The organism is Nostoc sp. (genome assembly GCF_036917515.1).
Taxonomy (GTDB): Bacteria; Cyanobacteriota; Cyanobacteriia; order Cyanobacteriales; family Nostocaceae; genus Nostoc.
This window is the reverse complement of the sequence record NZ_JBALDE010000083.1, coordinates 1-10098: the sequence shown is the minus strand read 5'-3', so window position 1 is coordinate 10098 and position 10098 is coordinate 1. Positions and strand designations below refer to the sequence as shown.

At 40.4% G+C, this 10098-nt stretch carries 11 protein-coding genes; 5 read left to right on the top strand and 6 right to left on the bottom strand.

The features are described 5' to 3' along the window. Positions 1–198 (bottom strand): hypothetical protein (locus tag V7K89_RS10355; protein ID WP_335186810.1); only part of this gene is annotated, 198 nt, incomplete at its 3' end. Here V7K89_RS10355 and V7K89_RS10350 point away from each other — a divergent pair. Together V7K89_RS10350 and V7K89_RS10345 are read left to right on the top strand one after the other, a co-directional pair. Continuing rightward, the gene (locus V7K89_RS10350; protein ID WP_335186808.1) at positions 177–983 is read left to right on the top strand and encodes a restriction endonuclease-related protein; all 807 of its coding nucleotides are present in this window, start codon (positions 177–179) and stop codon (positions 981–983) included. The genes V7K89_RS10355 and V7K89_RS10350 overlap by 22 nt on opposite strands. 4 nt (positions 984–987) lie before the next feature. Then, entirely contained in the window at positions 988–1116 is a 129-nt protein-coding gene (locus V7K89_RS10345) for a hypothetical protein (protein ID WP_335186806.1), read from the top strand. Between the two features lie 136 nt (positions 1117–1252). On the opposite strand, the gene V7K89_RS10340 is transcribed toward V7K89_RS10345, so the two are convergent. Then, positions 1253–4168 carry a helicase-related protein gene (locus V7K89_RS10340; protein ID WP_335186804.1) on the bottom strand — a complete coding sequence of 972 codons (2916 nt, stop codon included), beginning with the start codon at positions 4166–4168 and terminating at the stop codon, positions 1253–1255. A gap of 75 nt (positions 4169–4243) precedes the next feature. Here V7K89_RS10340 and V7K89_RS10335 point away from each other — a divergent pair, with 75 nt between their 5' ends. After that, positions 4244–4588 carry a hypothetical protein gene (locus tag V7K89_RS10335; protein ID WP_335186802.1) on the top strand — a complete coding sequence of 115 codons (345 nt, stop codon included), beginning with the start codon at positions 4244–4246 and terminating at the stop codon, positions 4586–4588. Between the two features lie 211 nt (positions 4589–4799). Then, positions 4800–5930 (top strand): RNaseH domain-containing protein, encoded by a 1131-nt coding sequence (locus tag V7K89_RS10330; protein WP_335186800.1) that lies wholly within the window; start codon positions 4800–4802, stop codon positions 5928–5930. Positions 5931–6021: 91 nt separating this feature from the next. On the opposite strand, the gene V7K89_RS10325 is transcribed toward V7K89_RS10330, so the two are convergent. The 4 genes from V7K89_RS10325 to V7K89_RS10310 all read right to left on the bottom strand — a co-directional run bounded on the left by V7K89_RS10325 (position 6022) and on the right by V7K89_RS10310 (position 9379). Continuing rightward, positions 6022–6417, bottom strand: a complete 396-nt coding sequence (locus V7K89_RS10325) for a hypothetical protein (protein WP_335186798.1) — start codon at positions 6415–6417, stop codon at positions 6022–6024. Positions 6418–6450: 33 nt separating this feature from the next. Then, on the bottom strand, positions 6451–7149 hold the full coding sequence (locus tag V7K89_RS10320) for a hypothetical protein (RefSeq protein ID WP_335186796.1): 699 nt from the start codon (positions 7147–7149) through the stop codon (positions 6451–6453). A gap of 269 nt (positions 7150–7418) precedes the next feature. After that, complete coding sequence (locus V7K89_RS10315; RefSeq protein ID WP_335186794.1) at positions 7419–8198, bottom strand: hypothetical protein; 780 nt, start codon at positions 8196–8198, stop codon at positions 7419–7421. A 2-nt stretch (positions 8199–8200) separates the two neighbouring features. Continuing rightward, complete coding sequence (locus V7K89_RS10310; RefSeq protein ID WP_335186792.1) at positions 8201–9379, bottom strand: hypothetical protein; 1179 nt, start codon at positions 9377–9379, stop codon at positions 8201–8203. A gap of 317 nt (positions 9380–9696) precedes the next feature. Between V7K89_RS10310 and V7K89_RS10305 the strand changes: the two genes are divergently transcribed. Continuing rightward, a complete protein-coding gene (locus tag V7K89_RS10305) occupies positions 9697–10071 on the top strand; it encodes a hypothetical protein (RefSeq protein ID WP_335186790.1) in 375 nt (124 codons plus the stop codon). Positions 10072–10098: the final 27 nt, after the last annotated feature.

Here is a 10098-nt window from a genome sequence, read left to right as displayed (position 1 = left end):
GTTGGCTAAGTACGCTTTTTTAGGCATCTCTTTTTTTGAGCTTATTTTTCCTTGATTATAAGTGGTTTCTAATAACCGGATTTGGTATAAGACACGACAGAGCGCTAAGTGAGGAAGCAAGCCAGTATTTTTACGAACAGTTGATAAAACGAGGGTAACTTCCTGAGTTTGCTTCTGTGAAAGTACAACAAATTGCATTGGAGAACTTTCAGTTTCTGAGATTGCTGGACAAGCTGCAACAAGCCAATGAACAGGATGCTGAACGCTCTCAAAGGGAATATGTTTTACTGCGTCAATTTCTAATTACGAATCCTTACGCTACTTTAGGGCAGCTTCGTAACACCTTTTCTCAAACGCGTTATATCTCTATTGATGATGTCGGCGAACTGTACGAAGACTGTAAGCAAAATGAATCTTATTGGTGCTGCGATCGCTGCGGCCCTCTAATTAAAAAACATGGACATTTACGTGGCATTAAGCCAAGCGTCTGCAATGACCATCGGAAAAACTTGTCCTATGTTCGGCGCATTTCTGGGAAGCAAGGTCTGCGTCGTCTCAAGTTTGGCATTCATTGGCGTGTCTGTTTGCCTGGTATCCCAGAGATACGTCTGTTCCATGCCTTAGAAAAGCTGCATAAACAACAGCCAAAATATCTTTGCGAAGTTCAACTGTGGCCTGGTATTGACCGTTATGACCTGCAACTACGTTTTGGTGACGGCTCAGTGTGGGCTGTAGATATCAAAGACTACCGAAATCCGTATGATTTGGCTTTGCAACTAAAGCCGATATTTGAGGAAGGCGATTTGCGCTACGACGAGAGTTTTTATGTTATTCCTAACCATCGTCTGCATCAGCGCCAAGATTACATCGAAATTCTGCGTGAAGAAGCAACAGGATTGCAAAAAAGCACCCATCTTTTCAGTGATACAGCTTTTGAGGAACGAGTCAGCGCCAAGATAATGCACCTAAGTAAAGGGAAATAGCATTATGAGTCAAATGACATTATTTAAGCCACCTGATATTTTGACAGAGCGTGTCAAAGAATTGAAAGATAACTCTGAGCTAGATAAATTGTTAGAACTAGTATGGACGTTTTCGTTTTCAGAATTTGATTGACAAACTCAGCTAATATTTATTAGCACCAGATACTTTTTAATTCGTCGCCAAACTCACGTCAGTGTTAGTCTTCTTAACTTATGACTAACTAGACTTGAACCAAATCAAATATATATTAACCTTGTATTTTCATGTTTTATTCTTCATCGTTATAAGTGTCATTTAGCAACCGATTTATTTCTGCTGTTTTGTCAAGAGGTACGAGATAAAGACCACAAATTTTGCTTACCTGATCTACGGAAATCTTCTCAAAATCGCACCAAGCACGGGCAGCTTGGTTAGCTATCTTCTCAATCTCAGCAGCTTGAATTGCGGCACAAGGTTCTGATTCTATACAAGCAATCAAGTCAAGAATAGCAAGTTTATCTTGTTTTTCAAGCTTCTTGTTTGACAAGTTGAAAAGTATAGGATAATACTTGCCTTCATACTTAAGCAGGATAAAGATACGGTTTTGAGGCTTGGAATAGCTCCTTGCACTGAGTAAATATTCTGGCAGTTCTTCTGCACGACTCCGGTATTGTTCAAGCACTGCTACATGAGACAGCATGGACTCAGCACCAAGTCCACCAATGTCTGTCAAAAATTTATTGTCTCGTGTAAGTTGCTCCACATCCAAATCACTATCAAGCGTTATTTCAGAGTGCTCTTCTTCTGAGATGACACCAGATCCCAAAATTCGTTTTGATTTGTTGTGGCGATGAGCAATGCGATCAAATCTCTCACAGATATCGTTGTGTACACGAGAGGGGCTGTCTCTTTGATCGATGATTAACGGTACAAGTGTATAAAACTGAACTACTCGTTCTGGGTTAGAGGTCATTCTCAACACTCTACCTGCCCTTTGAAATAGCTCATCCGCTCCTTCAGGTGGATCATAATTAACAACTGTATCAGCATCTTGTAAATCAACACCTACACCATCTGCATCAGTACAAATTAGCACGTCATACTCTCGGTTGGCTTTGTAATTATGAGAGCGTGGCGAAAACTGTTTTAGCACTTCAAAACGCTGTAATCCAGTTTTTAATCGCGGATTATCTTCATCAGTTTCAACAGTACAACCAATGCTAAGCGCTCCGCTAAATGTTCTCTGCAAGAGAGTTAGTAAATACTGGGCAGTAACATATCTCTTGACAAAGATGATAACTTTACCCCTTGTATCCAGGCAGCAATCCTCAATAATTTCTTGCAATTTGAGAAACTTGTCATCTATATAGTTGCTCTGCCTAAGCTGTGCCAATATTGGCATAAAAATATTGCTACGCTCTTCTAAGCTTATACGCATTGGTGTTTTATAAGAGCGATTCTGTGTATCATGCATGTTGAGAGAGTAATAATCTTGATTCTGAACATTAACAGCAGACTGTTGCCATAGGTTTAAAGTGAGTTGAGAGACACCCTCAAACTGCTCTGAATAGCTTGTTGTAGCGAGATTTTGTTCAATGCTGTATACCATTGCTATAGGTGAACTGAGCCAGCTTGTTAGTGAAGCGTTATAGACTGTATCGATCGCACTCTCGCGAAGAGCCATTCTATCATCATCGAACCATTGATGTGGAGACTTAAAAGCTTGATCAAAACAACGACGATCAAAAGCAGATTGTAGTTCAGGCTGCAAGAATAACTGATAGCGTAACGAATAAAGCTTGAGGCTTTTTGGTAGATAACGTCGTTCATCACCAAATTGAATGAAAGTTCGTCCGTTTGTATCAATATCACCTCTATTTCGAGCCATTTTTAAGACATGAGGTAATCCCAAAATGGTCACAATTGGTAGACGGGAAAACTCTTCAGCATTATTAATTTTCCAAGGACTTTGCTCATCCAATAGATTAGGATTGTAAAACCTATGAGGTAGAAGATATAGTAGACTATTGAGATTTAAGAAATCTGTCCCGTAGGCTGTGGCAGTGAGAAGAAATATCTTTGCACCTGCTTTTATTGCTGGCACTATACGTTCATATACTAAACTCTTACCACGCTTAGATTTCTCTCGTAGAAGCTCATTCCGATAGAAGTGAGCTTCATCAATAATAATGACAGTGTTATGATTAGCTTGTTGAAGTTGCCTCTCTAGCTGATCTGTTTGATGGTGAGATTGCTGAGAAGCCTTGCGAAACAGCACATCAATATTGAAAAACTTAAAGTAAACATTGCGATTCTCAAGCTGCCGTTCCCAATTCTCGCGTACTACACTAGGAGCAATTAAAATAACTTGATTGGTTCTGCCTATTGGTTGCAAACGCAAAGCGATTTCAGCACCTATAACAGTTTTACCCAATCCAGTAGCAGCTATTATCAGTGCACCACCATATTCATTAGCTTGACGAAGAGCACGTGCAATCACACCCTTCTGATAATACACAGGAGAATAGGCGTCCAGAGACAAAGGATACTCAGCTAAGTTATTGAGCAAAAAAAGTGTTTTGAGATATACCTCGAATGGGGTAGAGAGATTAAGCCAATCCTCTAATTTTTTGATCAGTTCAGCCAGTAAATCTTGGGCATTTTGAGCAACATGATCATACCAATTTGTGAACAAACAGATCCGCTCAGAATCGTGGCTAACGCTCACTTGCTCTGCTGATTGGCAAAGTCCTCTACGACTGTAGTTTGATGAACCATGCCATATTAGCTTTGAATCACAGATGTAAAATTTACAGTGAAAAGGCACTTGCATTTCGCGGGCATCTCGAATAATAAAGTGTCCGGATTTCATGCGTTCAACTAATTCAAAAACTGTTCTCCACAAATCTGTATCACACTGTCCCAAATCTGCCGTAATCTCATCAATGACAGTGGCTCGGACATCCTTTCCTTCTTCCTGACCCACTAGGATTTGAAATTGCACTTCCGATGCCACATACTTACGACCCAACTTGTATCCAACCAGGCTAAAGTAAGCACTAGCAATACGAATTATATTTTGAGCTTCTGGAAAATAGGCTTTGATAAACTCTAATCCTACACCAGAGCCGACACCTGCAATAGGTTGACCATCAGAATTAGACTGTAAAACCAAAGCTAACTTTGACTTTGACTTGCGAGGCATGAGGGAGTGTTATTAATTTCAGCAATACCTTTCTATTATCTGTTTTATTGATACTTATGTACTATTATTTAGCGATTGTGCAGCGCCACAAAAGCGATCGCCCAAAGCCGCTTTAAGTTTCTACCGCAATCGAACCGCAAAGATGAACCTATCTTTATTTCTGGGACACCTGAACGTCAGAAAATGGGAATGTTTAAAGAGATGGCACAAGCGTTGATTGGCAACAACGGTAGCGGTGATTTAGGACAGGAGTTTGAGGAATTGAAACGGCTTGGCGAGAGCGATCCAGATTTATGGCAGGATAGGGAACGCCTACTGTTACTTGTCAACTCCTACGACCAGGCAAGATGGGTAGCAGACGAAATCCGTCAATGTTGGTGGGATATACGAGAGCAAGTCTACCATTTGCAGCGCGTTTGACAGGTGGATACGTGATGAACATCAAGCGAAGCGAGACCTATGGCGTACCTTTCTCCAGCAAAGTGCTATTCCTCTGATAAATTTTGAGACTGCTCCCCACTGTTTAGCGATTATCGAAATTGGACGAATCAAGACAAAGGGAGTTCTCCCCCAACAAAATATTAAAGGAGCTATTCGTGAAGCTTGTATCAGAGAGGGAATTAGTTCGCAAATGATACAGCCGGTTCAACCAAAATCTAGCGAAAAAGAAGATGATGAAGATAAATCACCAGCCTACAGCAAACAGATAATAGGACGTGTGATGAGTGCTGTACTGGATGGAACATTACGTCAAATTGGGGCACTATATGGGCTACCCTCTCAAGTCTACGAGCAAGCAAAGATAGCGAAAGAAATTGCCCAAGACTTAGATGTAATTGCCTTTTGTCGTCGCAAAACTAGCCAAAATCAAGGTGATATTCACTATGCTCTTGCGGTTCGTCTGCGTGCAACGGGTGCAGTAGATGTCTTACTTCCCGATGCTAATGATTGGATTCCTTACACACAGGCGGGAATTGCTGTCGGAAAAATTTTTGCTCAAGCACGTCGCGATCGCCAAGAAAATAAAAAGCGCCTTCAAAGTAAAATCAAGTTGAGCGGTACGGAATTAGTACAGTTTGTTGCACGCGTAGTAACCAAACATTTAGACCGACCAACCATTGTTCTAATTGAAGCTGAAGGGTGGCGTAACGGACGCGGTGAAGACAATGATGGCAAAATCTGGCCCCAGTTGCAAAATGAGAACCTTCTGGCAAAACGCAACGTTCTCAACTTCTGCCATGTTCCTGGTAACACTTGCGAGTATAAGCGTGACAACAAACAACTACAGAACTTATTAGCAGTAATTCGTATTCGCACTGGTAAAGAAACACCGCAGTACATTACCAATCGAGAAGCTTGGAACGAAGATTGTCCAGCACGAGATTTCCAACATCTAAGCGGTTTTTACGATAAGTCAACACCAGAACTACTACATTACTTCTCTATCGGAAGGCTACCAAAAACACAGAAGGCGCAAGATGAAATGCCAATACCCGAACTTTATAAACTTGGGTTCCAAGAGGATAAATACGGTGCTAACATTCCATTCAAACATCAACAGATGGTGGAGATGGTGCCGTTCTTTGTACACCCAGATTTTCAAACAGAAGAAGCTTTAAAGGCACTGTGTCGAGTACCTCACTATTTAAGATGTTCACCTGCTTGGTCTATGGGAAATATCATTTTGCCATACCCAATGCATTTAGGTCAGAAACTCATAGAGGATCACCTGTGCATACTTGGTGTAAATTTACAAATTTAATGTGAGGCATAACGATAGTAATATCTACCCCTAATATTATCTATTCTTAGATATTTTCCAAGGATTTATTACCTATAATCTAATGCCAAGACTAGTTAAGTCTGGCTTTTTTTGAAATACGTTTAGTTACTTCAACTTCTTGCTTTATTTGTTCTGCTTCGTTTTGAGATTCCTCTGCTAGTTCTTCGAGGTCGTCAGCTATTGACACAATTTCTTGTGCTAACTTTTTTGTCTGTATTGATTTTTGATCGTATTTTTCCAAAGCTTCTGTAATCTCAGAGAAAATTTCTTTATATTCTTCAGGTGGATTTTCTAACCACTTTTCATACTCGCTTTGGGATTTTTGGAGAATAGCAAGAGTTTCCTGCCAAGAGGTTTTTAGACGCATATCTAACGTCTGAATCTCTTTATACTTCGCCTTGAGTTGTTTGGTAGTAGTTACCTTAGCCAACTCATAGACTTTAGCTTTTAGCTCTTGAAGTTTCATATTTAGTATTGAACGTCTCAAATTTAGAACATTTTATCGCTCTAGTTGGTTTAATTTTTTATAAAGCCTTTCATTCTCCTCACGAAGACGCTGACTCTCTAGAATTAACAAAGCAATTTGCTGTTTCTGTTGTTCAGTTAAAGCTATTGCTTCGTCCCTTTGCTGCTTATATTTTTTTGTATGGGCAACTCTTCCACCTAAACTCTGATTATTCTTAGCTAACTCCTGTCTTCGCTTCTCAATCGCATTGTACTTCTTTTTTAAATTCTCTAGTTCTGTACGCAATTCTGCCTCAGCTTTACTATTCTCTGCTTCAGATCGGAAAGCTTCATTTTCAACTGCTAGCGAGGCAATTCTTGCTTCTAACCTCTTAATTTCTTTGTCCTTGCCAAACAGTTTCTCTCGTAACGCATTGATTAGACCAAGAAGCTTAGAGTTTTGTTGATCTTGTTCATGACAAGCTGCTTCAAGCTCATGAGCGCGATCGCGCAGACGACCAGCTCGATGCTGTAGAACTTTGGCTGTACATTCGTACTTAATAATAGTAATAACTCTACTACGCTCTAGCTCATCCAATTGTTGAACTTCGGGGATAGACCGCAGTTCGTCGTAGTTGGTACATTCATGACGTAGCTTTGGGGTTGGGACGTGTTCAGAATCTGTAATTAACTCATAGTTTTTTAGGCGAACTCGGTCATACCAATATTCAAACAATGCCTTACTGTCTTCCATTGTGCGATCGCTTGTGAAAGTAGCTATTCTTCTTAAAAGATAGAGTAACTAAAAGCCCACTTAGAGCCGTATTTACTCTGAAATAATTAAAAAATTTTTACTATGTCCTATTATCTGCTATCTTTGTCATGATTTATAGCAGTTGCCTGATAGATTAGGACATAGATAAATTACACAACCCTTATAGCAACTAGCTTTTGATCTTGTTCCCTGTCTCTTGCTATAAAAGGGATTCCATCAATGCGTTTCTTGCAATTTAATTGAAAATTTTATTTTTGGGGAGTGTACTTAGGTAATACTTGCTCAAGAATTCTTTTTTGACCATTAGGAGTGAGAGCAACTTCATCCTCAGCAACAGGTCGAATATCCTTACTTTTGATTAGCCTAGATATTGCAACATTAACGTTCTGAGGGTTCTGACTGGCAGCCTGTTCACGTAGTTCAGCACGACTCAAGCGATTATTGGCAGCATGATACAGAAGCAACAGAACTTCATCTGTTGCGGAAATATCTCTTGCCAGAACTAAAGGTGTTCCATCTAATTCATGAATTATTGAATGTTCTAGTTGAACAATTTGGGCAATGGTTTGTGCAACAACTTTTCGATCCTGATTCCAAACTAGGCGAAGAAACTCAGCAAAGATCCATTTGCTGGCATGAAGCACCAGCATTGAATCCATATAGTTGGCGGTGTACTCGGTTGATATATGAACAGCACCACGATCTGAACGAAATCTATATACAACCTCAATTACTTTAGCTAGATGATAACGATCCTTTGAGCCAAGTTTATGAGGAATGCTGTTATCTAGTAAATTTTTACGAATTTCACCAGGCAACTTACGATGATCGATCTTTCCGGTATCCATTTGAAGCAAGCAGCGTGAAATCGCTTCACAAAATCGCCCACCATCTAGTTCTGTTGGTTGCCAATCGCCAGCTAAAAATCGTTGCTGCATTTCGACGTAGCATTCAACTACTGCATTGGCAAAGTGAGAGTCAACAATCTTTGAAAGTTCCTGAATTAGCTGCTCAGATGTTCTTCTCATGATTACACCTCACCAGAATTTTCAGAGGATTCATCTGTAAATGTGTTGTTTTGTTTGGAGTTTATCAATCTTTCGACTTCAGCCAAGCCTGGAGGCAGTATTTGGAAACCGCCTTGCACTTTAATTAAGCTTCCTTGTCCTGAAGCAGCTTGTAAGCGCCGCTCTAAATTACTCTCATCTACCTTAATACCAAGTCCGAAATATAGGAACTGCCTGAGCTTGTTGCTTGAAACCACTATCTCAGGGTCGCTTGTTGCTTTATCAATTGCCCACAGACCAAACAAGCCCTTCTCCATACCCGTACAATCTTTAATAATTGCATGAAAATCAATATTCGACGTGAATGGTTTCCAGTTAACTACCCAAGACTCAACTTCCTTGGACAATTCATTATTCTTACGCTTGCCATTTTTTGTGGAATTGTCTGAATCCTCATCTGCTTTGCCGTTTGACTTGGAACTGCGTGAGGCTGCACTTGAAGTTAAATCCCATTTGCCTTCTATTGATCGATCAAGCACTTCTGCGAGAACTTTTCGGGCTTGTTCTTGGCCTGATAGTCGCAACCCAACCGTATCTTTCTCAACTATCAGATCGGCACTTTTGCTAATCCATGTGATGATGTTGTTATCATACAATCTGACTCTTTTGAGAATATCATTCAACTCAGTACGAGGAATTTCCTCTCGTCCATCGACATCTAATGAATACAGGAGAACCAAAAATGTCAACCTCCGTGCAGCATCTATCTTGTTTGCAGCTTTGAGCCGCGTTTCCATTAGCTGTAATTGTTCGCCGTTGTATCGAAAAATCTGTCTTAACTTATCAGCATCAACTCCATGAGCAGCAGAAAGTTGAGCAACTGCATTAATCGTTGCTTCATTGTTCTCGACAGTAGGTTCGTAGTTGAATAAGGAAAGTTGTTGAGGTTCAGCATTACTTAAATCACGAATCACAGGACGATTAGTAGGCGGTTTTCCTGGTGTCATTTGTCCGCCAACGATCGCTGCGATCGCCGTACCACCCCAGCTAATACCCACTTCGTTAGTTAGAGAAGCCTGAATCTCTCGTGAGTAGCCTTTGCTGGTTTCAATGAATTTTAAGGTGTTCATTACGGCAGGTAAGCCACCGCCATTGCTTGATGCCGATCCGTTATGCCCTTGACCTATTGGCGTTCCACACATTACACATCCTTTTGCGCCAGGAAGCAGTGTTTCATCACAGTTTTTGCACCGAGTTTGCTGAGTACAGTTAGAGCAATAGAATCCAATGGTAGGTAAGAGATGTTGGCAGGAGGGGCACGTCTGCATATTATTTAGTCTCCAAAACTCTATCTGAACTGGATATTACACAGAGGTTTAGATAGAGCGCGACTATTTCGCAGTATTGGTGGCTATAAAGTGAAATCTTTAAAAGCTATACTTAGCAAAAGTTTTAACCTTTTTATAAATTACAGGCTAATACTTTCTTATTATTGACATTTCTGAGTGAAATATAGTTTATGAAGCATTCTTATACCACTCTTCCGGCTTTTGAGCGACTTTTACTGTTAATTGCTACGTTTGCCCGAAACCCAGGAGTTGGTTGTAACGATCCTATGCAATCAGACTCTGATATATCTCATGATACATTGCAGTTAGTACAATTGTACCTCCAAAAAGTAGCAAGCGAATTAGATGTGGAGCTACTGCGATATTCGCCCCATACTATCCAAAGTGATTTGAAGACTCTTCGTCGCTATGGGCTTTTAGATAGGCGAGCTTACCGCTGGGGTTACTATATTGGTATGGGTCTAATGAATCGAGAGGAGTTATACCAATTCTCTAAAAGCTGGCTACAGATAGTGCCTCTAAAATATATTGCCTTCGGGCAATAGATGCAATAATTGGTTTGGTTAATTTGC

Coding starts and splice junctions, on each gene's coding strand:
- V7K89_RS10345 (WP_335186806.1), top strand. CDS start 988: ATGAGTCAAATGACATTATTTAAGCCACCTGATATTTTGACAGAGCGT.
- V7K89_RS10340 (WP_335186804.1), bottom strand. CDS start 4,168: ATGCCTCGCAAGTCAAAGTCAAAGTTAGCTTTGGTTTTACAGTCTAAT.
- V7K89_RS10330 (WP_335186800.1), top strand. CDS start 4,800: ATGATACAGCCGGTTCAACCAAAATCTAGCGAAAAAGAAGATGATGAA.
- V7K89_RS10325 (WP_335186798.1), bottom strand. CDS start 6,417: ATGAAACTTCAAGAGCTAAAAGCTAAAGTCTATGAGTTGGCTAAGGTA.
- V7K89_RS10320 (WP_335186796.1), bottom strand. CDS start 7,149: ATGGAAGACAGTAAGGCATTGTTTGAATATTGGTATGACCGAGTTCGC.
- V7K89_RS10315 (WP_335186794.1), bottom strand. CDS start 8,198: ATGAGAAGAACATCTGAGCAGCTAATTCAGGAACTTTCAAAGATTGTT.
- V7K89_RS10310 (WP_335186792.1), bottom strand. CDS start 9,379: ATGTGTGGAACGCCAATAGGTCAAGGGCATAACGGATCGGCATCAAGC.
- V7K89_RS10305 (WP_335186790.1), top strand. CDS start 9,697: ATGAAGCATTCTTATACCACTCTTCCGGCTTTTGAGCGACTTTTACTG.